Below are 23,709 nucleotides of genomic sequence, written 5' to 3'. Positions count from 1 at the left end.
GACGCTTACTCTGGCACGGTGACAGTCATGAGCACAGCGTCGATCGCGATGGATGACACCGTCGGCCCACCGCTGCGGCCGCTTCCCGAGCAGGCCGTCGCACTGTTGGCGCGAGTTGACGCCCCACCACGTCTTGTGGCCCACCTCCGGGCGGTGCACGACGTGGCGGCACAGCTCGTGGACCGGGTGCAACGGCACTGTCCGGGGCTGGAGTTCGACGCGGATGCCGTGCTCTTCGGTGCCGCGACGCACGACATCGGCAAGGCCGTGCACGTGGCCGAGCTGTCCGGCCCGGGCGCACGGCACGAGGAGGCCGGGCGGGAACTGCTGCTGAACCACGGTGTGGAGCCCGGGCTGGCCCGGTTCGCCGGGACGCACGCCTCCTGGACCGCGGCCGGGACCGGCGTGGAGGACCTGCTCGTGAGTCTCGCCGACAAGGTGTGGAAGGACAAACGCGTGCCGGAACTGGAGGACTTGATCGTGGGTCGGCTGGCCGGAGTCGACGGGCGGGAGTGCTGGGAGTGGTTTCTGGAGCTGGACGAGGTCCTCGTGGGGATCGGCGAAGGGGCCGGTCGTAGGCTGGCTTGGCAGATGTCCCAGCCCCTCGCTCGAAGGTGACCATGTACGCGATCCCCCTCGGTGACGACGGTGCCGAGTTGTGTCCCCTCGGGCCTTGGCAGGCCGGGGAGTTCCTCGAACATGTGGACCGGGGGCGGGAGTTCATCGGGCGGCACAACGGGCTGCCGGAGGTGGTCACGGATGTGGCGTCCAGCCGGGCGTTCCTTCAGGCGTACGCCGAGAAGGAGGCGGCCGACGCCGGCCGTATCCGGGGGATCCGGTACGGCGGCACGCTGGTCGGGGCGGTGATCCTGCGCCGGATGGACGTGCCGCAGGGCATCGCCGAGGCGGGGTGCTGGCTGGAGCCGGCGGCGGTGGGCCGGGGTCTGGTGACGCGGGCGGCCCGGGTGCTCATCGACTGGGCGGTCCGGGAGCGGGGCATCCACCGCGTCGAGTGGTGGGTGTCGCCGGAGAACGCGCCCAGCATCGCGGTGGCCCGGCGGCTCGGCATGCGCAAGGACGGTGTCCTCAGGGAGAGTTACCTCTACCGGGGAAAGCGGCACGACGAGGAGATCTGGTCGGTGCTGGCACCGGACTGGCTGTCCGGGCCCGGCGGGTGAGCTACCAGGTCCGCCCCGACCGCAGCAGCAGCTCACGGACGCGGACCACGTCGGGGTTGTCCGAGGCGCCGGGACGCTGGACGAGGAAGCCCGTGTTGATCGGTGGGTCCTCCGGTTCCAGCAGCTCCACGAGCGCACCCGACGCCAGCTCGTCCGCGCACAGATAGCGGGGCAGCACGCTGAACCCCGCGCCCGCGACCACCACCGCCAGCACCCCGCGCAGGTCGGGCACGGTCACGGCGGCGGTGCAGGAGAGGCGTCGGCCGAAGACGTGCCGCCAGTAGCGGCGGGCGATCGGCAGGTCCTCGGCGTAGGTGATCAGGGGTACGGAGTGCAGGGCGGCCGGCCCTTCGACGGGCAGCCGGTCCGTCAGCCGCTCGGCCCAGACGGGCGCGGCGACCAGGACGAACTCCTCGTCGGTCAGCGGCACGGCGTGCAGCGTGCGGCCACGCGGGCGGGTGGTGGCGATGACCAGGTCGTGGCGGCCCGCGCGCAGCTCGTCCAGCAGTGGATCGGTCAGGCCGGTGGCCACCCGCAGCCGTACGCCCTCGGCGACGAGCGGGGCCAGAGCGGGCAGGACGGTCGTGCAGAGGACCTCGGCGGGCCCAGCGAGGTGGACGGGCTCCGGGCGCGCCCCCTCTCCCGGCTCGGGACCGGCGACGGAGGCCAACTCGTCCAGGGGCGCGGCGATCCGGGCGGCCAGTTCCTCGGCCACCTGCGTCGGCGCCACCCCGCGCGGCAGCCGTTCGAACAGCTCCCGGCCGGTCTGCCGTTCCAGCGTGCGCATCTGCGTCGTCACCGTCGGCTGCGACAGGCCCAGCAGACGGGCGGCGCCGGTGAAGGAGCCGGATCGGTAGACCGCGAGGAAGGTACGCAGCAGGTTCAGGTCGAGAGCAGGGATGTCCACGAGGCCGAGTATTCACCGGACCGCACTCCGCGCGACCCATAGGGGATCCTATGTCTGCCATTCGCCGCTTCATTGGTTGCCTATGGGTGGTGTCGCCTACGTTTGCCGCACAAGCGCACGTTCCACAAGCGCAATGTTCAGGGAGCAGAAGACCCATGTCGAAGATCCTTTTCGTACTGACCGGCGCCACCCACTGGACGCTCGCCGACGGCACCCCGCACCCGACCGGCTTCTGGGCCGAGGAGGCCGTGGTCCCGTACCGCGCCCTCAAGGCCGCAGGCCACGAGGTCGTCGTCGCCACGCCGGGCGGTGTGGTGCCCGCGGTCGACCGGGCGAGCCTCGCGCCCGAGTTCAACGGCGGTCAGGAAGGGGCCGACAAGACGGCGCGCGCCCTGGAGGAGATGACCGAGCTGCGGGAACCGGTGAAGCTGGCGGAGGTCGACCTCGACGACTTCGCCGCCGTGTTCTACCCCGGCGGGCACGGGCCCATGGAGGACTTGGCGGTGGACGCCGACTCGGGCCGCCTGCTGACCGCGACCCTGGACTCGGGCAAGCCGCTGGCGGTGGTCTGCCACGGTCCGGCCGCGCTGCTCGCGGCGGTGCGGGCCGACGGCTCGAACGCCTTCGCCGGCTACCGGGTGGCGGCCTTCACCAATGATGAGGAGAGGCAGGGCGGACTCGCCGAGCGGGCCAAGTGGCTGCTCCAGGACCGGCTGACCGAGGCGGGCGTCGAGGTCCAGGTGGCCGAGCCGTGGGCACCGCACCTGGTCGTCGACCGCAACCTGGTCACCGGTCAGAACCCGGCCTCCTCGGCACCGGTCGCCGAGGAGCTGCTGAAGAAGCTCGGCTGAAGCAGCTCGGCTGATGCAGCTGGGCTGATGCCGAGGTACTGCTGAGCGGCGGCCGGCCACATGTGCGGAAAATTGGTCGGCCGTCGCCTGCAACCTCGCCCGGGGTCGGACGTCTGTCGGGGTGGAGGCCTCCACTTCGACCGATGTCCGAGCGACCCGAGCAACCGAAGGAACACATGTCCGCACACCGTGTCCCCCGCCCTCGCCGCATCCGCAGGCTGCGTACCGCCCTGGGGGTCTCCGCCGTGGGCGCGGCCCTGGCCGTAGGCGGCACCATGACCGCCCAGGCGGTCCAGAGCAGCGCCCCTGCCGGATCCGGATCCCACACCACGACGAGCCCTGCCACGCCGTCGCCCGTGCCGTCCCCGGTCCGTACGGCGACACCGACACCGGTGCCGTCGACCCCCCACACAGGCACTCCGACGCCGGTGCCGACCACCCCCCACACAGGCACGCCCACCCCGATGCCGTCCCCCACGCACCCGGGGACGCCACAACCCGTGCCGACCTCCCCGTCACCGGTCCCGTCCACGGCCACCCCGTCACCAGTCCCGTCCACGGCCGCCCCGGCCCCGGTGCCGCGCCCTGCCCACGGCCACGGCCACGGGCTCCGGCCGACGTCGCCGAGTCCGGTCCCCGCGACCGGGTACGCGACGCCTTCGCCGGTTCCGCAGCACCACTGAGGCATGCCGGTGCGCGGGGAGGCGCCCGGTGCGGCTCCCCGCGCACCCGGTCGGGAGATCCATGACGACAGCGACACCACCGGCGGCGGCCCTGCCCTGGGACCGGGCCGGCACTCCGCAGTCCGAGGCCGCACCGGCCTGGCGCAGGTTCACGCATGCGCTGCGGGCCCGCGTCCTCACGCGCCTACGCGCCGGTACGACGGCGGACCCGGCACCCCGCGACAGCGGTGACGGCGCCGAGGCGCGGGGCGTGGTCGCCCCCGAACACCCTCCCGGCATCGAGGAGTTGTACCACCACCGCCGGCTGTCCCTGGTGCGCCTGGCGGTGCTGCTGGTGGACGACCTGCCGACGGCCGAGGACGTCGTACAGGACGCCTTCACGGCGCTGTTCCGCCGCCACGGTCACCGGCTCGGCTCGCTGGACGACCCGGAGGCGTACCTGCGGACCAGTGTCGTCAACGCGGCCCGCTCGGTGCTGCGGCGGCGCAGGACCGTACGGGCGCACACCCCCGAACCGGAGCAGCACGCCCCCGCGCCGGAGGAGGACGTCCTGCTCCACGAGGACCACCGTGAGGTGCTGGCGGCCCTGCGGACGCTGACCCCGCGTCAGCGTGAGGTGCTGGTCCTGCGCTACTGGTCGCACCTGTCCGAGGCCGAGATCGCGGCGACGCTCGGTCTGTCGCGCGGCACCGTCAAGTCCACGGCCAGCAGGGCCCTGGACGCCCTCGGCCGACGTCTGGAGGGTCTGCGATGAACGAGTCCGGCACCGGGACCGCGCCGAAGCCGGTCGAGGAGCGGCTGCGGGCCGCCCTCGCCGCCCGGGCACAGTCCGTCGGCCCGGCCGACCTGCGGCCGCAGCGCCCGCCGACCGGAGCGGTCCGCCCCCGCCGGGTGCTCGTACGCCGGGTCGCGGTGGGACTGCTGGCCCTGGCCGCGGTGGCGGCTCTGGTGTTCTTCACGGTCCGCAGCGGCCCGCCCCACCCGGCCGAGCCGGCCCGCTCCCCCCGGCCGTCGATCGGCACCCCCTCACCGGACCCCAGCCCCGTCCACCCGTCCAGGGCCGAGCCGACACCTACCTTCCCGACGCCGTAGTCCGCGCCTCACCCGTCCACACGCTCGGCAACGAAGACGACCTGACGCTAAGTTGGGCGGCATGAGCAACCTTGACCGCGCTCCCGTACCGAGCGTGTGCGGCGGCCGCGGATTCGTCGTCGCCGAACCCGTCCGCGAGCTGCTGAGCCCCCGCCTGGTGAAACTCGGGGAGTCGACCGAGGTCCGCCGACTGCTGCCGAACCTCGGCCGGCGCATGATCGGCGCGTGGGCCTTCGTCGACCACTACGGCCCCGACGACATCGCCGACGAGCCCGGCATGCAGGTCCCGCCGCATCCGCACATCGGGTTGCAGACGGTCAGCTGGCTGCACGAGGGCGAGGTGCTGCACCGGGACTCCACCGGCAGTCTCCAGACGATCCGGCCCAAGCAGCTGGGCCTGATGACCTCGGGCCGGGCCATCAGCCACTCCGAGGAGAGCCCCAAGTCGCACGCCCGCTTCCTGCACGGCGCCCAGCTGTGGGTCGCGCTCCCGGACGAGCACCGCCACACCGACCCCAGGTTCGAGTACCACTCCGAACTGCCCACGGTCACCGCGCCCGGCCTGACCGCGACCGTGATCCTCGGCGACCTCGACGGATCGTCCTCCCCCGGTACGACGTTCACCCCGATCGTCGGCGCCGACCTCGCCCTGAGCCGGGGCGCCGACCTCCGCCTCCCCCTCGTACCGGACTTCGAGTACGGCGTGCTGGCCATGTCCGGCGAGGTGCACGTCGACGGGGTGCCGGTGCTGCCCGGCTCGCTGCTCTACCTCGGCTGCGGCCGCACCGAACTCCCGCTGCGCGCCGAGTCGGACGCCGGGATCATGCTGCTGGGCGGCGAGCCGTTCGCCGAGGAGCTGATCATGTGGTGGAACTTCGTCGGGCGTACGCAGGAGGAGATCCAGCAGGCCCGCGAGGACTGGATGAAGGGGACCCGTTTCGGTGAGGTGCACGGCTACGACGGGGATCCGCTGCCCGCACCCGAGCTGCCGCCGGTGCCGTTGAAGCCACGCGGAAGGGTGCGCTGATCCGGGAAAACCCGATTCACCCGTCCAGGGAGTTCGAGACCGTGTCTCCGCCTGTCCGGCCACGAGGACCCCTCGTGGCGCGGGCCCCCGGATGCTGTCGCACGGACCCCTCCGAGGCTATCCGCGTTTCCAAGGTCTGGGCATCCGAGGGCAGCTCTGGCCGGACGAATGCTGAGTCCAGGGCGCCGATCACCTTGCTCCGATCGCCTACCGTGTCCGGCACCGCCATCCACGCCCCACTTGGGTCCCGGTGATGCTGGCGTTGCGTGAGTGGGGCGACAAGTGGGCCGTCGCCGTTCCTCCGCTGGACTTCCCGGCTACCGCAACCCCGCCTCCGGTCGCTGCCTCGACGTTCCGGGCTACTCCACGGCCGACGGCACGCAGCTCCAGCTGTGGGACTGCAACGGCGGCTCCAACCAGAAGTGGACCACTCCGACCGCCGGATGACCCCGCTCCAGGGACCTGATCCCTTTCCGAGTTCCGGTCCCGGGAGAACATCGGTGGCGGGCATCGCCGAGTGCGGCGCCAGCCGCATGCTCAAGTTGAGCCGCGCGCTGTTCCTCGAACGCCCGGACGCCGAGGTGCTCGACTACTACGAGCGTGCGACGGTCAATCACATTCTCTCGTCCGTGCATCCGACGCCGAAGGACGGCACCGTACGGACAGGGTGAGCGCAGGAGAACGAGGGCATGGGCAGGCGGCGCCCGCCCTTCACTTCCCCTCTGTCGTCCCGAAGGGGAGCGCCTCGCCCGAGCGCAGGTGCTCCCTCAGCCACTGCTCGGTGTTGCTCACGTGCAGCAGTGCGGCGGCCTGGCTGAGGGTGGCGTCACGGGTGGACAGGGCGTTGAAGATCGCCTCGTGCTCGGCGAGGGTGCGGCCCGCGGCCTTGTCGTCGACCAGACCGCGCCAGATGCGGGCGCGCAGGGTGCGGCCGGAGATCCCTTCCAGGAGGGTGAGGAGGGTCTCGTTGCCCGTGGCCGAGACCACGGCGCGGTGGAAGGCGGCGTCGTGGGCGTTGAGCCGCTCGACGTCGTCGCGGGCCTCGCGCATGGCGTCCAGGTGCCGCTTCACCTCGGCCAGTTGCTCATCGGAGATCCGCGTGGCGGCAAGGGCCGTGGCCATGGGTTCGAGGAGCCGCCGTACCTCCATGAGGTCCTGCAGGGCGACCGAGTCGCCCTGCAGCAGCTCCACCGCGCCGCCGAGCCCCTCCAGCAGCAGGCTCGGCTGCAGGCTGGTCACATACGTGCCGTCGCCCCGCCGGACCTCCAGGACCCGCGCGACGGCCAGCGCCTTGACCGCTTCACGGGCGAGGTTGCGGGACAGGCCCAGCTGCGCGGCCAGGTCCGGCTCCGGTGGGAGCTTCGAGCCCGGAGGCAGCGCACCGGTCCGGATCAGCTCACGGATCTGCTCGATGGCCTTGTCCGTCAGAGACACCGCACACCCCTCCCCCGACCGTGCTCCGTGAGCACGTCCGACCTGATCAGCCCCTGAGCTCGGAGGTCGTCCCAGAGACCGTCGGCGACGCGCTGATCATGGAGTTCCACGTTTCGTACGACCTGTTCCGGATTCCGCATGCCGAGGGTGATGTTGATGATACTGGGGTGCGTGTGCGGGAAGGCGATCGCGGCGGCGGGCAGGGTGGTCCCGTGTGCCGCGCAGACCTCGGCGATCGCCCGAGCGCGGACGACCAGAGCCGGAGGGGCGTCCTGGTAGTCGTACTTCATGCCCTCGACGGGCCGGTCGCGGGAGAGCAGTCCCGAGTTGAACACACCTACCGCCACCACGCTCTTGCCGAGTTCCCGCGCGGCGGGCAGGACGTCGTCCAGCGCCGACTGGTCCAGGAGTGTGTAGCGCCCGGCGAGCATCACCACGTCGGCGGCGGTCTCGCGCAGGAAGCGGGCGAGCATCGCCGACTGGTTCATGCCGGCGCCGATCGCGCCGATCACGCCCTGGTCGCGCAACTCCGCGAGCGTGGGCATGGCCTCCTCGGCCGCCTGCCGCCAGTGGTCGTCCGGATCGTGCAGGTAGACGATGTCCAGCCGGTCCAGGCCGGTGCGCTGCAGCGTGTCCTCGATGGAGCGGAGTACGCCGTCGCGGCTGAAGTCCCACTGCCGGCGCAGGTCGTCCCGTACGACGAAGCCCTCGGTGTCGACGCCGCGCGGTTCCTCGTTGGGCACCAGCAGCCTGCCCACCTTGGAGGAGATGACGTACTCGTCCCGCGGGCGACCTTGCAGGGCGGCGCCCAGACGGCGCTCGGAGAGGCCGAGGCCGTAGTGCGGTGCGGTGTCGAAATACCGCAGGCCGGCTTCCCAGGCCGCATCGACGGCGGCGGTCGCGTCGTCGGCCGGGGTGACGCGGTAGAGGTTGCCGATCACGGAGGCCCCGAAGCCGAGCTCGGTGAGGGAGACGGACGTGTTCTGGATCTTCCGCTGGTGCAAGACGTGCTCCTGGAGTAACGGGTGACAGGCGCCGATCAGCGTCTGACGTGGGCCGATCCGCCCGCGATGAGCGCTTCGACCTCGGCGAGCGTGGCCATGGAGACGTCTCCGGGCGTGGTCATGGTGAGCGCGCCGTGGGCGGTGCCGTAGGCCAGGGCGCGCTCCAGGCCGGTGCCGCTGAGCAGTCCGTGGATCAGGCCGGCGGCGAAGCCGTCGCCGGAGCCGATGCGGTCCAGAACCTGCAGGCCGGGCATCCGCGGGCCGGTGACGAAGCCGGTTTCGGCGGACCACGCGGCCGAGGACCAGTCGTTGACACCGGCCGAGGGCACCTCGCGCAGGGTCGTTGCCAGCACTTTCGCCTCGGGCAGCAGGCCGGACACCTCGGCCAGCACGTCCGCCACCTCGCCGGCCCCGATGCGCGCCTGACCCGGGTACGTCCCGGCCAGGCCCAGGGCGCCCACCACGACGTCGGCGTGCCGGGCGAGCCGCAGGTCGACCTCGCGGGCCCGATCGGCGCCGCCCCGGCCGGCCCAGAGGCTGGGGCGGTGGTTGGGGTCGTAGGAGACGGTGACGTCGTGGCGGCGGGCCGCGGCCATGGCCTCGTCGGCGACGTCCACCGTGGTGTCGGACAGGCCGGCGAAGATGCCGCCGGTGTGGAACCAGCGCACACCGGTCGAGAACACCGCGTCCCAGTCCACGTCTCCCTTCCGCAGCTGGGAGACGGCGGTGTGAGCGCGGTCGCTGACGCCCAGCGCGCCGCGGATGCCGTAGCCGCGCTCGACGAAGTTGAGGCCGTTGCGGGCGGTGCGGCCGATGCCGTCGTCGGGCACCCAGCGGATCAGCGAGGTGTCGACGCCGCCCTGGAGAATCAGGTCCTCGACCAGCCGGCCCACCGCGTTGTCGGCGAGAGCGGTCACGACGGCCGTGCGCAGGCCGAAGCAGCGGCGCAGTCCGCGTACCACGTTGTACTCGCCGCCGCCCTCCCAGACCTGGAAGGAGCGGGCGGTGCGGATCCGTCCCTCACCCGGGTCGAAGCGCAGCATCACCTCACCGAGGGCCACCACGTCGATCACGTCGTGCTCCTCTCCACCGCCTCGGCGGTCAGTCGGCGGATCTCCTCGTAGTCGCCCCGCTCCAGGTGGGCGGCGGTGGCCATCCAGCTGCCGCCGACCGCGAGGACCGCCGGGTCGGCGAGGTAGGCGGCCATGCGGGAGGTGTCGATCCCGCCGGTCGGTACGAAGCGCGTCCCGGGGAAGGGCGCCGCGAGCGCCCGCAGCGTCCGCAGGCCGCCGAGCGGTTCGGCGGGGAACAGCTTGACGGTGTCGACGCCGGCCCGCAGGGCGCGCATCAGCTCGGTGGCGGTGGCGATGCCGGGCACCACGGGCACCCCCAGTTCCCGGCACTTGTCGACGACCTCCTCGTCGAAGCCGGGCGAGACCACGAAGCGGGCCCCGGCCGCCACGGCCCGCTCCGCCTGCTCGGGCGTGAGGACCGTGCCGGCGCCGACGGTGAGCCCCCCATGGGCGGCCATCGAATTGAGCACCTGCTCGGCGCCGGAGGTGCGGAAGGTGACCTCGGCACACCGGGCGCCGCCCGCCGCGAGCGCGTCGGCCAGCGGGCCGGCGGTCGCGGTGGACGGCACGGTCAGCACCGGCAGGAGACGGGCTCCTGCCAGTACGGAGGCCAGGTCGGTGCCGGTCATCGGCCGAGCCATCCGCCGTCGACGGGCAGGACGACGCCGTGGATATAGGCGGCGGCGTCGGAGGCGAGGAACACCGTGGCGCCCGCCAGGTCGTCGGCGTCGCCCCAGCGGCCGGCCGGGATGCGATCCAGGATCGCGTTGCTGCGCACCGGGTCGTCCTGCAGTGCCTGGGTGTTGTCGGTGGCGATGTAGCCGGGCGCGAGGGCGTTGACGTTCACCCCGCGTGGGGCCCACTCGTTGGCCAGCGCCTTGGTCAGTCCGGCGATGCCGTGTTTGGCGGCGGTGTAGCCGGGGACCGTGATGCCGCCCTGGAAACTGAGCAGCGACGCCGTGAAGATGATCTTCCCCTGGCCGCGGGCCACCATCGCCGCGCCGACGGCCCGGGTCAGCCCGAACTGCGCGTTGAGGTTGACCTGGAGCACCAACTCCCAGTCCGCGTCGCTGTGTTCGACGGCCGGAGCGCGTCGGATCGTCCCCGCGTTGTTGACCAGGATGTCCACCGGCCGCTCGCGCGCAGCGAGGTCCGCGCCCAGGGCCCGTACGGCCTCGGGGTCGGCGAAGTCGGTGCGGATCGCCTCGAAGGAGCGGCCCGCGGCGAGGACGTCCTTCTCGACCGCGCTGCCGGACTCCTCCAGCGAGGCGCTGACGCCGATGACGTCCGCGCCGGCCTCGGCGAGCGCGCGAGCCATGGCCCGGCCGATGCCGCGCCGGGCTCCGGTGACGACGGCGAGCTTTCCGGTGAGGTCGAAGGCTGTCATACGGCCACTCCCTCGGTGTCGCTGGTGCAGTCCACGAGGATCTTCATCACGTCGCCGCCGCCCTCCAGGGCCTCGAAGGCTGCGGGCGCCTGCGTGAGCGGGACGACCTTGCTGATGAGCCGCTCGGCCGGGATCGTGCCGTCGGCCACCAGGGCCACCGCGCGCTCGAAGTCGCCGCGGTCGTACAACCGGGCGCCCACCAGGGTCAGTTCGCGCCAGAAGAAGCGGTGCAGATTGACCTCGCGGGGGCGGGGGTGGATGGCGACAAGGCACAACCGGCCGCGCACCCCGAGGACGTCCACCGCCGTGTCCACGCCGGCCGCCGCGCCGGACACCTCGAAGGCGACGTCCGCGCCCGCCTCCCCCGTCCACTCCCGCACCAGTGCCGGCACGTCGTCGTCGGCCGGGTTCCACGCCGTCAGCCCCAACTCCTCGGCCAGCAGCCGACGGTGCGCGCTCAGCTCCACCACCCGGACCTCGGCGCCCGCGGCCCGCGCGACCAGCGCGATGAGGATGCCGACCGGGCCGCCGCCGACCACGACGACCTTCTCGCCCCCACGCACGGCGGCCCGGCCCACGTCGTGCACGGCCACCGCCGTCGGCTCGACAAGCGCGGCCCGGTCCAGGGGGAGGGAGTCGGGCAGCCTGATCAGCGTGGAGGCGGGCACCGTCCAGCGCTGCTGCATCGCGCCCGGGGAGTCGATGCCGATGAAGTCCAGGCGCTGGCAGATGTGCTGATGGCCCGCGCGGCAGGCCGGGCAGGTGTCGTCCCAGCGCAGCGGCATCACCGTGACCGCGTCACCGGTCTGCCAGCCCTCGACGCCCGGACCGACGCTCACGACGCGGCCGGACATCTCGTGCCCCAGGACGGCGGGCATGTGGACCCGGGCGTCCATGTCGCCGTGGAAGATGTGCAGATCGGTGCCGCAGATGCCGACGTAGGCGGGGGCCAGCTCCACCTCACCCGGACCGGGCGGCGCGCTGAGCGCGGGAGCCGTGTCCAGGGTGCGGGCGGAGGTGTAGCGGACGGCGAGAGTCATCGTGTCGTCAGGGTCCCTTCAGCGCGGACACCGATGGTCAGCAGCAGGTTGGCGTAGGTACGGGTGTCGGCGGTGACGATCGCCAGCGCCAGGTCGGGCGAGCGGGCGGCGTCGTAGAACTCGAAGCGGCCGAGCGTGTCGACCGGGAGGGGCGCCAGCATCGAGCGGTACTCGGCGATGGCGGGCGGTTCCGGTTCGCCCTCGGGCGGCACCATGACGTGGGCCGACTCCACGGGCAGGGCGCGCAGCAGGACGTCGAGCACGGTGGTGACGTCGAGCAGACCGGGGGCCAGGTTGAGGTGGACGGTCCTGGCGCGCTCGCCGGTGGCGGTGCTCGCGGGGTAGTGGCCGTCGGCGAGCAGGACGCGGGCGCCGTGGCCGGCTCCGGCCAGGGCTTCGAGGATCCCGGGGTGCAGCAGTTCCGTCAGGAGCACGGTGTCCCCTCCTTCTTGGGGGCGGGGGTCAGGCGGTAGAAGGCGGTCGCGGTGCCGGCGAGCACCGCGTGGATCTCGGTCCCGGAGCAGCCGTCCAGGAGTTCCTCGACGGTGGAGGCCCAGCGGTTCCATCCGCCGGCGAGAAGGCAGACCGGCCAGTCGGAGCCGAACATCAGCCGGTCGGGACCGAAGGCGGCGAGCAGGACGTCCCACACGGGGCGGATGTCGTCGCCGGTCCACTTCTCGTGGTCGGCCTCTGTGATCAGCCCCGACACCTTGCAGCGGACCTGGGGATGCCTGGCCAGCATCCGCAACTGCTGTGCCCAGTCGGTGAGTTCCCGCCGCGCGATCGGCGGCTTGCCGGCGTGGTCCAGGACGAGCGGCAGTTCGGGGAGCCGTTCCGCGAGACGGATCGCCTGCGGGAGCTGGTGGCTGCGGACCAGCACGTCGTATCCGAGCCCACGCTCCCCGACCGCTCGCAACCCCCTTTCCACGTCCGGCCGTTGGAGCCAGTGCGGGTCGGACTCGCCCTGCACGACGTGCCGTACGGCCCGCAGGTACCGGCCCGCGGGCCCGGTCCGCAGGTCGTCGAGTACGTCGCCGATCGCCGGGGACGCCAGGTCCGCCCAGCCGACTACGGCACCGATCAGCGGGTCGCTGTCGGCCAGGGCGAGGAGGTCGCGCGTCTCGGGCACGGACGTGATGCACTGAACCACCACCGTGCTCGTCAGTCGCCGTCCGGCGATCGGCCGGGTCGCGGCCGATCGCAGGTCGTGCGAACGGAAGGTGCGGCGGATCGGCTCATGCCCGGGCTCGTCCAGCCAGGGCTGCGGCCGGACGTCCAGGTCCCAGACGTGGTGGTGGGCGTCGACGAGGGCCTGGGCGTCAGGCACGGGCGGTCCAGACGGGGCCGTCGGGGTAGGCGTACTCCTTGAGGGCCTCGGGGTGCATCTGCGCGCTCAGTCCGGGCAGGGTCGGCGCGAGGTAGTGGCCGTCGACGATGCGGACGGGGTCGACGAAGTGCTCGTGCAGGTGGTCGACATACTCGATGACGCGGTCCTCGACCGTGCCGGAGACGGCCACGTAGTCGAACATCGACAGGTGCTGCACCATCTCGCACAGGCCCACGCCGCCGGCGTGCGGGCAGACCGGGACGCCGAACTTGGCGGCTAGCAGCAGGATCGCGATGTTCTCGTTGACGCCGCCTACCCGCGCGGAGTCGATCTGCACGATGTCCACCGCGCCGGCCTGGAGGAGCTGCTTGAAGACGACCCGGTTGGCGATGTGCTCGCCGGTGGCGACCTTGATGGGGCTGACGGCCTGGCGCACGGCGGCGTGGCCGAGGATGTCGTCGGGGGAGGTGGGCTCCTCGATCCAGTACGGGTCGTACGGTGCCAATGCGCGCATCCAGTCGATCGCGGCCTGTACGTCCCATCTCTGGTTGGCGTCGACGGCGATGCGGATGGAGTCGCCGACCGTCTCGCGCGCGGTGCGCATGCGCCGTATGTCGTCCGCCAGGTCCGCGCCGACCTTCAGCTTGATCTGGGTGAAGCCGTCGGCGACGGCCTCGCGGGCGAGGCGGGCCAGCTTCTCGTCGGAGTAGCCGAGCCAGCCGGGGGTGGTGGTGTAGGCGGGGTAGCCCTGGTCGAGCAGGCGGCCGATGCGCTGTTCGCGGCCGGGCTCGGCGCGGCGCAGGATCTCCAGGGCCTCCTCTGGGGTGAGGGCGTCGGACAGCCAGCGGAAGTCGACCTGCGCGACCAGGTCCTCGGATGACATCTCGCCGAGAAAGCGCCATACGGGCTTGCCGGCCCGCTTGGCGGCCAGGTCCCAGGCGGCGTTGACGACCGCGCCGGTGGCCATGTGGATGGCGCCCTTCTCCGGGCCGAGCCAGCGTAGTTGGGGGTCGTGCACGAGGGAGCGGGAGAACCTGCCGAGGTCGGCGCAGACTTCTTCGACCGAGAGCCCCACCACGTGCGGGGCGAGGGCGGCGATGGCTGCGGCCTGCACGTCGTTGCCGCGGCCGGTGGTGAAGGCCAGGGCGTGGCCCTCCAGGCCGTCTCCGGCGTCGGTGCGCAGGACGACGTAGGCGGCGGAGTAGTCGGGTTCGGGGTTCATCGCGTCCGACCCGTCCAGGTGCTCGGACGTCGGGAAACGCACGTCCAGCACGTCCAGGGCGGTGATACGGGCAGAGGCCGGTGAAGCGGACAGGGCGGATGACATGGCGGCAACTCCTGTGAGGTGCAGGGGTGATACGGCCCCCTGCGACGAGAGACGGGGCGGCGAAGGGTGTCGGGCGGCCGGGACGGCCGCCGGGTTCACTCCTGGACCTTGCCGCCCGTGATGCGCGAGATGGTCAGTGCGACCAGGATGATCAGGCCGTTGAGGGCGCCGATCCACTGCGCGGGGACACCCGCGAGCGTGAGCACGTTCTGGATCATGAAGAGCAGCAGGATCCCGCTGAACGCGCCGAACATGGTGCCCTTGCCGCCGTTGAGGCTGATCCCGCCGATGACAGCGGCGGCGAAGACGGTGAAGATGTAGCCGTTGCCCTGCGCCGAGGCGACGGAGGCCAGGCGTCCGGAGAGCATCAGTCCGGCGAGGGCGGCGAGCACGCTGCCGGTGACGATGACGATCCACAGCACCCGGTCGGTGCGGATGCCGGCCGCCTTCGCCGCGTCCACGTTGCCGCCGATGGCGTACAGCGAGCGGCCGAAGCTGGTCCAGCCGAGCACCACGATCGCGACGGCGAACAGCACCAGGCAGATCCAGATGGACGCGGGCATCCCGAACCATTCGGCGGTGCCGAGGTAGAGCATCGACTCCGGCAGCTGGAAGAAGGTCTGGCCGCCGGAGATGCCGGTGAGGACGCCGCGCAGGACGATCAGCATGCCGAGGGTGACGATGAAGCCGTTGAGGCCGAAGCGGATGATCAGCAGGGCGTTGATCACGCCGACGAGCGCGCCCACGGCCAGGGTGACGGGAACGGACCACGCGCCGGGGAGCAGTCCGAGTCCGTGGCCCGCGCCGACCGGCACGACCAGCCAGGCCGCGACGCCGGGCGCGAGGCCCATGGTGGACTCGAGCGACAGGTCCATCTTCTTGACGATCAGGATCATCGTCTGGGCGAGGACCAGCAGGGCCATCTCGGACATGGTCTGCAGGACGTTGATGAGGTTGTCGGCCTGGAGGAAGACCGGGTTGACGATCTGTCCGACGATGGCGATGACCACGATGGCCGGGACGAGCGCGAGGTCGCGCAGCCGGGCCAGGGGTATCCGGCCGCCGAGCAGCACGGTCCGCTTGGGCGCCGGCTCCGTGCCCTTGGCAGCGGCGGTGTCCGCGAGGACGGCTTCAGGCATCAGTTCAGGCATGCAGGTCCACTCCTTCCATCGCGGCCACGAGGTCGTGGTCGTGCCAGCCGCGGGCGATCTCTGAGGTCACACGGCCCTGGAACATCACCAGGACCCGGTCGCACATGCGCAGGTCGTCGAGTTCGTCGGAGGCGATGAGCACTCCGGTGCCGGTGGCCGCGGTCTCCTCGACCTTGCCGAGGAGGAACTCCTTGGAGCGCACGTCCACGCCCGCGGTCGGGTTGATCAGGACCAGCAGCCGGGGGTCGTCGGCGAGGGCGCGGGCCATGACGACCTTCTGCTGGTTGCCTCCGGACAGGGCGGAGACGGGCAGTTCGGGACCGGGAGTCTTGATCGCGAGGTGCTCGATCATGCCCTCGGCGAGCCGGTCCCGGCGGCTGCGGCTGAGGAACCCGCCCTGGCCGAGCCTGCGGGGAACGGACAGGGTGGCGTTGTCCGCGATCGACATGCCGGGAACGAAGCCCTGGTGGTGCCGGTCCTGAGGGACGAACCCGGCGCCTGCGGCGAGCGCCGCGGGCACGCTGCCCGGCCGGGGCCGCCTCCCGGCGATCTCCACCTCGCCCTCCGCTGCCGCCCGAAGTCCTACGACGGTCTCGGCGACCTCGGTACGACCGCTGCCGGCCGCCCCCGCGAGGCCGACGATCTCGCCGGCCCCGATCTGGAAGCTGACGTCGTCGTACGCGTCGCCCCGCAGAGCGCGAACGCTCAGTGCCGCCGTGGCACCGGGGTCGTGGACGCTCGTGCGTTGCTCGCGCCGGTCGGCCGCCGCCTCGCCGGTCATGGCGGCGACGAGGTCGGCGCGAGGCAGTTCCGCGACCGGTGCGGTCACGATGTGCCGGGCGTCGCGGAACACCGTCACCATGTCGCAGATCTCGTAGATCTCCTGGAGGTGGTGGCTGATGAACAGGAAGGTCACGCCCTGGCGTTGCAGGTCGCGGATGCGGTCGAAGAGGCGGTTGATGGCCGCTCCGTCGAGTTGGGCGGTCGGTTCGTCGAGAATGATGAACCGGGCCCCGAAGGACAGCGCGCGGGCGATCTCGACGAACTGCCGCTGCTCGACGCTCAGATCACCGGCCGGGGTCTGCGGGTCGACGTCCACCGACCAGGTGGACAGCAGGTCCTGTGCGCGGCGACGGGTGGCCTGCCAGCTGATGAGCCGGCTCTGTCCGTGGTCGTGCCGGTTCAGGAAGAGGTTCTCGGCGACGGTCAGTGTGGGGATGATCGTCGACTTCTGGTAGACGCAGGCCACGCGTTGCCGCCAGGCGTCACGGTCGCTGAGCCGCGGGGCCGGCTCGCCGCCGAAGGTCACCGTTCCCTCGTCGGGGGCCTGAAGGCCGGTGAGGACCGACACCAGGGTCGACTTGCCGGCTCCGTTGCGGCCGACGAGTGCGTGGGTCTCGCCGGGCCGGATGGTGATCCGGGCGCCGTTCAGGGCCACCGTGGGGCCGAATCGTTTGACTATGCCCGTCGCCTCGACGACGGGCGGGTCCGAGGGTGCCCGCCCGCCGTCCGCCGGGGCGGGCGCGGGGGTGACTGCTCGCTCCCCGTCGCTCATCTCAACCGCCTTGTTCTCGTGGGCCGTTGTTCCGGAAGACGAATCAGCCGAGGTTGTTGCCCCACAGCGACTTGTCGTCGCTCTTGACGCTGGGCACGCCGCCGTAGGTGCCGCCGTCGGCGGTGACGAGCGGGGCGGAGAGCTGGTCCTCGAGCACGCCGTCGCGGACCTGGATGATGGTGCTGTCGTGGTCGGTCTTGCCGGGCTTGAACGTCTTCCCGTCGATCGCGGCCTTGACGTAGTACAGGGCGTACTTGGCGTAGAGGTCGGCCGGCTGCGAGACCGTGGCGTCGATCTTGCCCGCGGCGATGGACTTGAGCTCCTCGGGGATTCCGTCGTTGGACACGACGAACACGTGCTTCTTGTCCTTCGGTCCGACCAACAGGCCCTTCTGCTTGAGGACTTGGAGCGTGCCGGACAGCGCGAAGCTGGCCTCCATGTAGACACCCTTGATGTCCGGGTGGGCCGTCAGATCGGTCTGCAGCTTCTGGGCGGCGACGGCACCGTCCCAGTTGGTGGCCTCGCCGAACACCTTGATGTCCGGGTAGTTCTTCTTCATGCAGTCGTTGAACGCCTCGGTGCGGTCACGGCCGTTGATGGAGTCCAGGCCACCCTCGAGCATCACGACCTTGCCCTTGCCGCCGAGCTTGGTGCCCAGGTACTGACAGGCCTTCTCGCCGTAGGCGCGGTTGTCGGCGCGCACGACCATGAACACCTTGCCGCTGTCGGGGCGGGTGTCGACGGTGACGACCGGGATCTTCTTCGCCTCCAGCTGCGCCAGCGTCGGCGCGATGGCGGCGGTGTCCTGCGGGGCCATGGCGATGCCCTTGACGCCCTGACTGATGAACGTCTGTGCGTTGGCGGTGAGTTTGGCGACGTCGTTCTGCGAGTTGGTCGTCTTCAGGTCCAGGCCCAGCTGCTTGCCGTACTGGGGCGTGTACTTGATGTAGGAGTTCCAGAAGTCGGTGTCGGAGCGCGGGTAGTCGACGCCGACCAGCGGCGTGTCGCTCGACGACGTACCGCTGGTGGAGCCGCTGCTGCAGGCGCTGAGCAACACCAGTGCGGACAGGGCGGAGACGGCTGAACAGAGGGCGGTTCTGACTCTCATCGGTGCTTCCTCGCGCCGGTCCCGTAGCGGGAGATGTTTCGCCTCGACGACATCTGCGTATCGCCGTGCGGTAGAGATGGGATGTTTATAGGCGTGCCGCTGGCTTCCTGTCTAGCAGCTGACACCAAGAAGGCGAGATCCATCCCATCAATCCTTGCACCTGGATGATCCAAATCGGCCATGGAGCGCTGACAGACATGCCATGTTTGGGCGGTCTCAAATCGCCACGAAAGCACATCAAGTACGGCTAACTACCCGGCCATTCGGCGCTTTTCATCCCTGCACACCGGTTGACATCCCAGGGAGACATGGCGGACCTTCATGCGTAACAAGCGGCGCCCTGTCCTCCCCTGTCTCCTTCTGCATCAGGGATGTCTCCATGTCGAGTTCGATCAACAGACGCCACTTCCTGGCCGGTGCCACGTGCGTCGCAGCGGCGGCCGTTGCCGGAGGTGTGTTCGGTGCCGGCATCGCCCAGGCGGCGGCGCCCAGCACGTACACGCCCGACTGGAACTCGGTCGACCAGCATCCGCCGGCCCCGGAGTGGTTCCAGGACGCGAAGTTCGGGATCTACTTCCACTGGGGTGTCTTCAGCGTCCCCGCCTACGACAACGAGTGGTACCCGCGCAACATGTACCAGGCGGGCAGCAACGCCAACCAGCACCACATCGCGACCTACGGCCAGCCGTCGGCATGGCCGTACCACAACTTCATCAACGGGGCACAGGACCTGGCGGGCAACTTCGTGAAGTTCGCGCCGAAGCTGAAGTCGGCGGGCGGGAAGTTCGACCCCGACGAGTGGGTGCAGCTGTTCGTCGACGCCGGCGCCAGGTTCGCCGGCCCGGTCGCCGAGCACCATGACGGCTTCTCGATGTGGGACAGCCAGGTCAACGAGTGGAACTCGGTGAACAAGGGCCCGGGGCTGGATCTCCTGCGGCTCTTCTCCACGGCCATCCGTGCCAAGGGTCTCAAGCTGCTGGTGGCCATGCATCACGCGTACCACTTCAACGGCTTCTACGAGTTCGTCCCCGCCCAGACGGACCCCAGTCTCAAGAAACTCTACGGGCAGCTGGGCTCGGCCGCGGAGAACCGGCTCTGGTACGACAAGCTCAAGGAGGTCATCGACCGTGCCCAACCCGACATCCTGTGGCAGGACTTCAGGATGGACGCCGTCGACGAGACACAGCGCCTGAACTTCCTTTCGTACTACTACAACCAGGCCAACAGCTGGGGCCGTGAGGTCGTCGCCACCTACAAGGACGGCATGAACGGCAAGGGCGAGGTCTTCGACTACGAGCGCGGCGGTCCGGGGGATCTGACCTCTCCGTACTGGCTGACCGACGACAGCATCTCCAGCAGCAGCTGGTGCTACACCCAGGGCATCGGCTACTACACCATCCAGCAGATGCTGCACTCGTTCATCGACCGGGTCAGCAAGAACGGCAACATGCTGCTGAACATCGCGCCGATGGCCGACGGCACCATCCCCCAGGCACAGAAGGACCTCCTGCTCGGTATCGGGGACCACCTGAAGCGCTTCGGCGAGTCGCTGTACTCGACCCGCGCCTGGACGGCGTACGGCGAGGGCCCGACGAAGATGGGCGGCGGTGCGTTCACCACCCCGCACGCCGGCACGCCGCAGGACATCCGCTTCACCCGCAACAAGGCCGACAACGTCCTGTACGCCACCGTCCTGGGCTGGCCCGGCAGTTCGCTGACGATCAAGACCCTCGGCTCGGACCGGATCAACCTCTCGTCGCTGACCTCGGTGAAGCTCCTCGGCACCACCGCCGGCACCTACATCGACCTGCCCACGCCGGCCCAGAACTCGTCCGGCCTCACGGTAAACCTGCCGTCCTCGGCCCCGTACAACGCCAACGCCTACGTCCTGAAGCTCGCTTTCTCCGGCACGATTCCGGGCCTGCGGCCGCTCGCCGGCGCCGTCGCCTTCACGGACGTCAACTACACCGGCAACGCAGGCGTGTTCACCGTCGGCGACTACACCGCGGCCGACCTGACCGCGGCCGGACTCGGCGCGCGCACCCTCTCCTCCCTCCGACCGGCTCCCGGCTACCAGGTGATCGGCTACTCCGGAGACAACTTCACCGGCACCTCCTGGACCTTCACCGACGAGAACCCCGACCTGCGGGTCACCGGCAACAACGACCAGATCACCTCGCTGAGGGTCCAGTTCAACCCGGCCACGTACTTCCGGATGACCAACGTCACCAACGGACTCGCCCTTGACAGCGGCGGCAACGTCGCCTCCGGCTCCAACCTCAAGCAATGGACCTCGGGCGGCAGCACCAACCTGCAGTGGCAGGCGGTGGCGGTCGGCGGCGGCTACTACAAGCTGGTCAACCGCACCAACGGCATGGTCGCGGACGGCTGGGGTGCCACCGCCGACGGCTCCCCCGCCCGGCAGGCTCCCTGGAACGGGGGCACCAACCAGCAGTGGAAGATCACCCTCCGGGGCGCCGACCAGTATTCGATCGCCAACCGCACCACCGGCCTGGTCCTCGACGGCGGCGGCAACGTCGCCTCCGGCTCCGTCACCAAGCAGTGGACGTACGGCAGCAGCACCAACCTGCTGTGGTCCTTCACGGCCGTCTGATCCCTTTTCCCCGGACCCCCGCCGCCGCCCGGATTCCGCTCCAAGTCGACCGGGCGGCGGTGGGTCACCACGACGGTGGGGCACCGCTCCACTCCCCCAGCACCACGCACCGCCGACCGGACAAAGGAGTCCCCTTGACGGCCAGCTCCATCGACCGCAGACGGTTCGTCACCGCAGCCGCACCGACATCACCGTCTCCCTGCTCAGCGGCTTCTTCCGGCTCGAAAACCGGCGCAGCGGCAAGGTGCTCGACGTCACCGGCGGCAGTACCGCCGACGGCGCCGGCCTGATCCAGTGGGGCTGGTCCGGCAGTCAGAACCAGCAGTGGCGGCTCCAGCCCGACGCCGACGGCTCCTTCCGACTCGTCTCCCGCCACAGCGGCAAGGTCGTCGACAGCCCCGGGGGCTCCGGACAGGGTGCCCAGCTCATCCAGTGGCCGGACGGCAACAACGACAACCAGCACTGGAAGGTGGTCGACGCAGGCGGTGGACATGTCCGGCTCGTCAACGTCCGCAACGGCCTGTGCGCGGACGTGGAGGGCGGATCGGCGGACAACGGCGCCAAGGTGATCCAGTGGCCTGTCGGTGACGGAACCAACCAGCAGTGGCGGCTGGTCGCCCTCTGACCGCTCCTCGTCGACAAGCCGAAAAAAACGTCGGCAACCTTTGCGCTTCCTGTGGCCACTGAACAGTGCACCGTCGACTCGACCATCCGAACGGACAGGCATGAAGACAGCAAGGCAGGCCGCGCGGCAGCGCAGGCGCAGACACAGGCTGATGGTGGGCACCACGGTGGCGCTGGCCGCCGCGGGGGTCGTCGCTGCCCTGGTCATGGCGTTGCTCCCCGACCGCGAGACCGATGGGGCTTCGGCCGCGGTCGCACCCGCCGCCGGCACCCCGGCGAGGGCCACGCCCCCGACAGGCACCCCGAGTCCCACCAGCACCCCGACCGCGACAGGCACGCCGACCGCGACGGGCTCGCCGACACCGAAGGTTTCCGCGAACACCCGGTCGAAACGACCGTCGGCCGCGTCCACCCCGCGAGCCGCGCGAACGAAGTCGACCGCGGCATCGTCGGCAGGGCGGATACGGCCCGGGACCACCTACACAGGGGTCGCCACCGCCTACGAAGCCGGCGACGGAGACGGCGCCTGTGGGTTCGGGCCGAGCGACGACATGATGATCGCGGCGATGAACACCACCGACTACGAGACGTCCAGGGCGTGCGGCGCGTACGTCCGCGTCCGCGCGGCGAACGGCGCCTCCATCACGGTACGGATCACCAACGAGTGCCCCCTGCCCTGCGCACCCGGGCAACTCGACCTCAGCCAACAGGCCTTCGCTAAACTCGCCGACCTCAAGGTCGGCCGGATACCGATCACCTGGAGCCTGGTCAGCCCGAGCACGTCCCAGACGGTGTCCATCAGGTACAAGACCGGGTCCAGCCCCTACTGGTGCGGCATCCAGGCGATCAGCCATCGCAATCCGGTGGCGAGGCTGGAGGTCCACACCGCGAGCGGCTGGCGGCAGTTGGCCCGCACCTCTTACAACTACTTCATATCCGCCGACGGCAGTGGGTGCGGCAGCACGATCAGAATCACTGACATCTACGGGGAACAACTGACCGTCAGCGGGATCGCCCTGCGGCCGAACGTCGTACAACCGACCCGGGTCCAGTTCGCCCGGCACTGATCGCGCGGCCGACCCGCGCCAACCGGGCACCGGGGCACACGCCCTCGTCCGGCCATACCGAAGCCCTGCTGGTTCAGGAGTAGGTGAACCAGCAGGGCTTGTGGCCTACTACGCCGAATGCACGAAACGTTCGTCGCCAAGAACATCCCGGTCTACCTCGGCGAGTACGGTCTGCTCGCCTGGCCGGACCACAACCACCCCGACCGCGTGGAGCGCGGTGAGGCGCTGAAGTACTTCGAGCACCTCAACTACGCGGCGCGCGGCGCCGGTGTCACCCCCGCCCTGTGGGACCCCGGAACCTTCGCCTACCTGAACCGCGAGACGCTGAAGTGGACCGACCCCGCCCTGTACGCCTGGATCAAGTCGAGCTGGACCACCCGCTCGGGAACCGCGTCCGTCGACAAGGTCTTCGTGCCCAAGTCCAGCCCGATCACGGCCAAGACGCTCACGCTGAACCCCAACGGCACCAAGTTCCGCGGCCTGTGGCAGGGCAGCACCCCACTCACTCCGAAACTGGACTACACCGTCACCGACAACCAACTCACCCTCACGGCGCGCGCACTGACCCGGCTGACCGGCGATCGCCGGTACGGGGGTCAACACGACGCTCCAGGCCCGGTTCTCCCGCGGGCTGCCCCGGACGATCGACGTGATCACATCCGACACTCCGGTGCTGTCGAACGCCACGGGTACGACCGGCTCGTTCACCATTCCCACCCAGTACCGGAGTGACGTACTGGCGACCATGTGACGCTGACCTTCCACTTCCACAGCGGCGCCACCGTCACCTACCACGTCACCAAGTCCCAAGGCTCGGTCACCGGCACGACATCCTGACCGACCGGTCTCCTCGCCCTGGTTGCCCCTCCCGGCAACCAGGGCACCGCCCTTTTGGCGCGCGGTCGCGTCACAGTGGAGCGGCGATGTGTCCTTCGTCGAGCGCGGCCCAGGCGATCGGATGCCCGGCCGTGCAGCCCGAGTCGGTGGTGACCCGGTGCGTCAGGCGGCCCGGTGCCGGCTCCGGCGGGTTCTGAGGCGTGCATCGACGACCAGCCGGTAGGCGCGGTTGCGGTCGTAGCCGTCCGGGAGTCGCAGGATGAGGCTGCGGTTCTTGCCGCCGCTGGGGGCCGTGTACGTACCACTCGTCAGGGTGGGGGCGTTGCCGCAGCCGGGGCTCACGGTAGCGGTGGCGACGGCTGCGGCAGCCACCGGCGCTGTGACTCCCTTTCCTGTGGGTACATCCGTGTGCAGGGTGAGGTG

At 70.7% G+C, this 23,709-nt stretch carries 24 protein-coding genes and 2 pseudogenes; 12 read left to right on the top strand and 14 right to left on the bottom strand.

The window, feature by feature from the left end; all coding sequences use genetic code 11:
* Positions 1-27 precede the first annotated feature (27 nt).
* The gene (locus ACFYZZ_RS06770; RefSeq protein WP_389172417.1) at positions 28-618 is read left to right on the top strand and encodes an HD domain-containing protein; all 591 of its coding nucleotides are present in this window, start codon (positions 28-30) and stop codon (positions 616-618) included.
* A gap of 2 nt (positions 619-620) precedes the next feature.
* The gene (locus ACFYZZ_RS06765) at positions 621-1,178 is read left to right on the top strand and encodes a GNAT family N-acetyltransferase (RefSeq protein WP_389172415.1); all 558 of its coding nucleotides are present in this window, start codon (positions 621-623) and stop codon (positions 1,176-1,178) included.
* Position 1,179: 1 nt separating this feature from the next.
* On the opposite strand, the gene ACFYZZ_RS06760 is transcribed toward ACFYZZ_RS06765, so the two are convergent.
* On the bottom strand, positions 1,180-2,085 hold the full coding sequence (locus tag ACFYZZ_RS06760; RefSeq protein ID WP_389172413.1) for a LysR family transcriptional regulator: 906 nt from the start codon (positions 2,083-2,085) through the stop codon (positions 1,180-1,182).
* Between the two features lie 155 nt (positions 2,086-2,240).
* Here ACFYZZ_RS06760 and ACFYZZ_RS06755 point away from each other — a divergent pair, with 155 nt between their 5' ends.
* From ACFYZZ_RS06755 to ACFYZZ_RS06730, 6 genes and pseudogenes are all read left to right on the top strand, one after another.
* Positions 2,241-2,936, top strand: coding sequence for a type 1 glutamine amidotransferase domain-containing protein (locus ACFYZZ_RS06755; RefSeq protein ID WP_389172412.1), 696 nt, complete (start codon positions 2,241-2,243; stop codon positions 2,934-2,936).
* A gap of 744 nt (positions 2,937-3,680) precedes the next feature.
* The gene (locus ACFYZZ_RS06750) at positions 3,681-4,373 is read left to right on the top strand and encodes an RNA polymerase sigma factor (RefSeq protein ID WP_389172410.1); all 693 of its coding nucleotides are present in this window, start codon (positions 3,681-3,683) and stop codon (positions 4,371-4,373) included.
* Entirely contained in the window at positions 4,370-4,711 is a 342-nt protein-coding gene (locus tag ACFYZZ_RS06745; RefSeq protein ID WP_389172409.1) for a hypothetical protein, read from the top strand. Before ACFYZZ_RS06750 ends, ACFYZZ_RS06745 begins: the two co-directional genes overlap by 4 nt.
* Positions 4,712-4,772: 61 nt before the next feature.
* Complete coding sequence (locus ACFYZZ_RS06740) at positions 4,773-5,738, top strand: pirin family protein (protein ID WP_389172407.1); 966 nt, start codon at positions 4,773-4,775, stop codon at positions 5,736-5,738.
* Positions 5,739-6,053: 315 nt separating this feature from the next.
* Positions 6,054-6,185 (top strand): annotated as a pseudogene (locus ACFYZZ_RS06735) (RICIN domain-containing protein); the annotation flags it as partial.
* A gap of 53 nt (positions 6,186-6,238) precedes the next feature.
* Entirely contained in the window at positions 6,239-6,409 is a 171-nt protein-coding gene (locus tag ACFYZZ_RS06730; protein ID WP_389172406.1) for a beta-L-arabinofuranosidase domain-containing protein, read from the top strand.
* Positions 6,410-6,449: 40 nt separating this feature from the next.
* Here the strand turns inward: ACFYZZ_RS06730 and ACFYZZ_RS06725 are convergent, their stop codons facing one another.
* From ACFYZZ_RS06725 to ACFYZZ_RS06670, 12 genes are all read right to left on the bottom strand, one after another.
* Positions 6,450-7,172, bottom strand: a complete 723-nt coding sequence (locus ACFYZZ_RS06725; RefSeq protein ID WP_389172404.1) for a FadR/GntR family transcriptional regulator — start codon at positions 7,170-7,172, stop codon at positions 6,450-6,452.
* Positions 7,163-8,176 carry an aldo/keto reductase gene (locus ACFYZZ_RS06720; protein ID WP_389172402.1) on the bottom strand — a complete coding sequence of 338 codons (1,014 nt, stop codon included), beginning with the start codon at positions 8,174-8,176 and terminating at the stop codon, positions 7,163-7,165. Before ACFYZZ_RS06720 ends, ACFYZZ_RS06725 begins: the two co-directional genes overlap by 10 nt.
* 35 nt (positions 8,177-8,211) lie before the next feature.
* Positions 8,212-9,249: a sugar kinase gene (locus ACFYZZ_RS06715; RefSeq protein ID WP_389172400.1), complete on the bottom strand. Its 1,038-nt coding sequence runs from the start codon at positions 9,247-9,249 to the stop codon at positions 8,212-8,214.
* Positions 9,246-9,878, bottom strand: a complete 633-nt coding sequence (locus ACFYZZ_RS06710; protein ID WP_389172398.1) for a bifunctional 4-hydroxy-2-oxoglutarate aldolase/2-dehydro-3-deoxy-phosphogluconate aldolase — start codon at positions 9,876-9,878, stop codon at positions 9,246-9,248. Before ACFYZZ_RS06710 ends, ACFYZZ_RS06715 begins: the two co-directional genes overlap by 4 nt.
* Entirely contained in the window at positions 9,875-10,636 is a 762-nt protein-coding gene (locus tag ACFYZZ_RS06705) for an SDR family oxidoreductase (protein ID WP_389172396.1), read from the bottom strand. The genes ACFYZZ_RS06710 and ACFYZZ_RS06705 overlap by 4 nt, the downstream gene beginning before the upstream one ends.
* Positions 10,633-11,676 (bottom strand): zinc-binding dehydrogenase, encoded by a 1,044-nt coding sequence (locus ACFYZZ_RS06700; RefSeq protein ID WP_389172395.1) that lies wholly within the window; start codon positions 11,674-11,676, stop codon positions 10,633-10,635. Before ACFYZZ_RS06700 ends, ACFYZZ_RS06705 begins: the two co-directional genes overlap by 4 nt.
* A complete protein-coding gene (locus ACFYZZ_RS06695) occupies positions 11,673-12,110 on the bottom strand; it encodes an RbsD/FucU domain-containing protein (protein WP_389172393.1) in 438 nt (145 codons plus the stop codon). The genes ACFYZZ_RS06700 and ACFYZZ_RS06695 overlap by 4 nt, the downstream gene beginning before the upstream one ends.
* Entirely contained in the window at positions 12,101-13,003 is a 903-nt protein-coding gene (locus ACFYZZ_RS06690; RefSeq protein WP_389172392.1) for an amidohydrolase family protein, read from the bottom strand. Before ACFYZZ_RS06690 ends, ACFYZZ_RS06695 begins: the two co-directional genes overlap by 10 nt.
* On the bottom strand, positions 12,996-14,330 hold the full coding sequence (locus ACFYZZ_RS06685; RefSeq protein WP_389172390.1) for an L-fuconate dehydratase: 1,335 nt from the start codon (positions 14,328-14,330) through the stop codon (positions 12,996-12,998). Before ACFYZZ_RS06685 ends, ACFYZZ_RS06690 begins: the two co-directional genes overlap by 8 nt.
* A gap of 95 nt (positions 14,331-14,425) precedes the next feature.
* Positions 14,426-15,469: an ABC transporter permease gene (locus tag ACFYZZ_RS06680; protein WP_389173648.1), complete on the bottom strand. Its 1,044-nt coding sequence runs from the start codon at positions 15,467-15,469 to the stop codon at positions 14,426-14,428.
* 4 nt (positions 15,470-15,473) lie between these two features.
* The gene (locus tag ACFYZZ_RS06675; protein ID WP_389172388.1) at positions 15,474-17,036 is read right to left on the bottom strand and encodes a sugar ABC transporter ATP-binding protein; all 1,563 of its coding nucleotides are present in this window, start codon (positions 17,034-17,036) and stop codon (positions 15,474-15,476) included.
* 43 nt (positions 17,037-17,079) lie between these two features.
* Positions 17,080-18,144 carry a sugar ABC transporter substrate-binding protein gene (locus ACFYZZ_RS06670; protein ID WP_389172387.1) on the bottom strand — a complete coding sequence of 355 codons (1,065 nt, stop codon included), beginning with the start codon at positions 18,142-18,144 and terminating at the stop codon, positions 17,080-17,082.
* A gap of 379 nt (positions 18,145-18,523) precedes the next feature.
* Here ACFYZZ_RS06670 and ACFYZZ_RS06665 point away from each other — a divergent pair, with 379 nt between their 5' ends.
* The 4 genes and pseudogenes from ACFYZZ_RS06665 to ACFYZZ_RS06650 form a co-directional block, all read left to right on the top strand.
* On the top strand, positions 18,524-20,758 hold the full coding sequence (locus ACFYZZ_RS06665; RefSeq protein ID WP_389172385.1) for an alpha-L-fucosidase: 2,235 nt from the start codon (positions 18,524-18,526) through the stop codon (positions 20,756-20,758).
* 187 nt (positions 20,759-20,945) lie between these two features.
* A complete protein-coding gene (locus ACFYZZ_RS06660) occupies positions 20,946-21,383 on the top strand; it encodes an RICIN domain-containing protein (protein WP_389173646.1) in 438 nt (145 codons plus the stop codon).
* Between the two features lie 100 nt (positions 21,384-21,483).
* Positions 21,484-22,449, top strand: a complete 966-nt coding sequence (locus ACFYZZ_RS06655; protein ID WP_389172384.1) for an expansin EXLX1 family cellulose-binding protein — start codon at positions 21,484-21,486, stop codon at positions 22,447-22,449.
* A 114-nt stretch (positions 22,450-22,563) separates the two neighbouring features.
* Positions 22,564-23,286 (top strand): annotated as a pseudogene (locus ACFYZZ_RS06650) (X2-like carbohydrate binding domain-containing protein); the annotation flags it as partial.
* Positions 23,287-23,448: 162 nt separating this feature from the next.
* On the opposite strand, the gene ACFYZZ_RS06645 reads toward ACFYZZ_RS06650, so the two are convergent.
* A complete protein-coding gene (locus tag ACFYZZ_RS06645; protein WP_389172382.1) occupies positions 23,449-23,658 on the bottom strand; it encodes a hypothetical protein in 210 nt (69 codons plus the stop codon).
* Between the last annotated feature and the right edge of the window lie 51 nt (positions 23,659-23,709).

It is taken from the genome of Streptomyces sp. NPDC001816, assembly GCF_042892235.1.
Classification (GTDB): domain Bacteria; phylum Actinomycetota; class Actinomycetes; order Streptomycetales; family Streptomycetaceae; genus Streptomyces.
Note: the sequence above shows the minus strand (reverse complement) of the source record. Positions and strands in the feature narration are given on the sequence as shown.